The organism is Cupriavidus sp. L7L (assembly GCF_004353535.1).
Lineage (GTDB): Bacteria > Pseudomonadota > Gammaproteobacteria > Burkholderiales > Burkholderiaceae > Cupriavidus > Cupriavidus oxalaticus_A.
This window is the reverse complement of the sequence record NZ_SMNY01000207.1, coordinates 1-2,712: the sequence shown is the minus strand read 5'-3', so window position 1 is coordinate 2,712 and position 2,712 is coordinate 1. Positions and strand designations below refer to the sequence as shown.

Sequence of the window (2,712 nt, the reverse complement as noted above, 5' to 3'; positions counted from 1 at the left end):
GTCAGCGAAGCACGGCATGTCGGCCAAGGAAACGTCCGCCGCGACCCAATCGCTCTATCAGAACCGCAAGATGGTTTCCTACGTGGGAACCGATTGCCAGTTCCTCCCAGAGTCCATGCACGCAGAGGCCCCGAGCGTCCTCAAGGGGGTCTCCCAAATCTATACCAAACTCGCGAGCGGTAGCAGTCCGAGCATCAAGTACGCGTGCTGGAACGACGCCAAGGTTTCTGCGCACCACGCGATCATACCGACCGGGGAAATTGCTTCTGGGCTCTCGAAGCAAGAGCAGCAGGTATTCGACTCAGTGGCGCGTCGTTACATGGCGCAGTTCTATCCGAAGCACAAATTCATCGACAACAAGCTGGAAGCCGACTATGGCGCGGATGTATTCGCGTCCTCGTGGAAGCAGACGACCGTGCAAGGCTGGAAGGCTGTTGATGAGCAGCATGACGAAGACGCCAAGGCGGAGGATTCGCCGGCGGATCGTGCGGCATCCCGTATGCGCCATTCCTGAGTTGCGAACCATGGCGAAATCAGTGCTGCAGATTCGCGCTATCCACCGCGGCGCGCACCACGGCCAGGACGACTACACGCTTGAAGCACGCATGGGCGAAGTACGTGTCGGACATCTTGATTACTCCTGCTTCCAGGGCGTCCCGAAGATCTCCCTTATCGAAGTGAGCGAAGCGCATCGGCGGCGAGGGATCGGCACTGCACTGGCTCACGCTCTCCAAGACGCGTATCCCGGGCAGGAAATCGAGTTCGGGATGCTCACTGAAGAGGGGGCCGCTTGGCGGCGCAGTCTCCCGATGGTCTCGGTGCCTGATCGAGCTGTCGTTGAGGCTGGGGCGGAGTTGGAGCTTGCCAGGAGCGAGCGTGATGCACTTATCAAAGCGGCCACGCGTGGCGATCCCACCGACTTCGACCGACTCAATGCTCTGCATGACCGCATCGAGGAGCTAGAGCAGGAAGTCGCTGGCAAGAACGCCGTCAAGCAACTCATCTCAACCGCCATAGGAATGAACATGGACACCCAACAAGATCCGATGAGAAGGGACGCCGACCAGGTCGGCGCACTACAGTTGGAGCCGCTAACGATGAAGCTGTTCTCGGCGCGGTGGGACGCCAGCTTCGAGCAGCCTGGCGAAAAGGTGCAGCTAGAACGGGACTTCACTACCGATGCGGGCTATTCGCAAGAAGACATCGAGCGGATTCGGAGTCTGAAAGTCGGCGAGTCGTGGACGTGTCCAGACTATGGCAGGTCCCATACCGTGACGCGACTTCTTGACGGCGATATCCCGGAAGTGCGAACGGAGTACATCCAAAAGTACCTATCGCCAAGGATTCCGAATGACGCCAAGGAGGCGCAACGAGTCCTCGATGGCTTCGAATCGAAGGCCCAGGTGGAAGCGGGTGTAGTCCGGTGGCTCAGCAATCGGCAAGTGCCCCCGCAGCCTGTCCTCGACCTTTGGAAGTTCGCTGGAAAGTCATTCGATATCGCGCTGAGCGCGAAGGTCCGGGAAGCTGAGGTATCCGACTTTCTCGCCCAATACCGTGCCATCAACGCCGGTCGAAAGCCGTCTTCCGAGCAGTTCGCGGAGATGCGGTCAGCCTTCGGCGCGGATGCGCAACCCATGGACATTGTCACAGGGGATCGGTACGACCTCGAGCGCGAACAGGTGGTCCAGCGTCCGCGCCTGAAGGCATAAGATCCGTTGCAACTACCGGCGCGATGGACCGCGCCTTGACTGGAGTAGAGAGTGTTCAAGAGCACGAAAGACAAGCTGTTCGAAGCGGCAATCGAAGGGGACCGCGGCGAGATTCTCCGACTGATGGAGGAGGGCGGATTTGATGCGAACGTGAAAAGCTCGCTGTGGCGTGGGACGCCGATCCTGGCGTACGCGATTCTCAATCAGGATCATGTTCTGGCACAGCACCTCATCGACAAGGGGGCCAACGTGCGGGCCGTGGTGGATGGCATGCCCCTTTTGCATATGGCGAGGGACGCCAAGAGCGTGCATATGCTTATCGATAGCGGCGCGACCACGACCGCCCGGATGGAAAAGGAGTATCCAGGCCTGCGGAAAGGTGCGACGGCACTCCACAAGGCAGCGATGAACAACAACGAGGAAGTGCTCAAGGCGCTGATCGATTTCGGGGCCGAGATCGACGCGCGAGATGTGTATGGGCACACCCCGCTGCACTTTGCTGCTACCCGCAGCGTGGAAAGCTCAAAAGCGCTGGTCATGGCAGGCGCGGATCCGGAGGCGACGAGCGACAGCGGCGTGACGCCGTCCGACCTGATCACCCGGACTTTCGGATTTGCTAAGTCGGCAGACGCCTGGCTGCGCGAGCGCGCCGCCGCGCTGACGAATTCGGCATTGGCTCGATTTCGATCTGGGTCGGATGCGCCCGCTCAAGCAACCCATTCCAAGCCTCCCGCACACCGCATGTGACCTGGTGAGATAGAGAATATGAACCCAGCTACGACCGCAGGCATCGCAAACGCCGATGCGCATCTCAAAGACGTCGGCCTGCCAACATACTCGGAGTTGGCAGGAGCCCTACGCGATCTCATGAACTACACAGGTGGATGGGACGAGAAACCTTTCCATCCTTGTGGGAAGGCCGCGCGCGTGATTTCCCGTCTGGAGGCGGCCGGTAAGTTCCTGTATCAGGATCCGAACGCGCAGGATGACACGCCAACAATCG

The 2,712-nt window shown here is 59.8% G+C and carries 4 protein-coding genes; all 4 read left to right on the top strand.

Going from position 1 to position 2,712, the window contains the following annotated elements; translation table 11 throughout:
* Positions 1–514: DNA topoisomerase (locus E1J61_RS37195; protein ID WP_243737145.1), on the top strand; the 514-nt coding region annotated here is incomplete at its 5' end.
* Between the two features lie 10 nt (positions 515–524).
* Positions 525–1,709: a hypothetical protein gene (locus E1J61_RS37190; RefSeq protein ID WP_133098697.1), complete on the top strand. Its 1,185-nt coding sequence runs from the start codon at positions 525–527 to the stop codon at positions 1,707–1,709.
* 51 nt (positions 1,710–1,760) lie between these two features.
* Positions 1,761–2,456 carry an ankyrin repeat domain-containing protein gene (locus E1J61_RS37185; RefSeq protein WP_133098696.1) on the top strand — a complete coding sequence of 232 codons (696 nt, stop codon included), beginning with the start codon at positions 1,761–1,763 and terminating at the stop codon, positions 2,454–2,456.
* Between the two features lie 18 nt (positions 2,457–2,474).
* Positions 2,475–2,712, top strand: a 238-nt coding sequence (locus E1J61_RS37180; RefSeq protein ID WP_207951327.1) for a hypothetical protein, incomplete at its 3' end; no start/stop codon positions are given.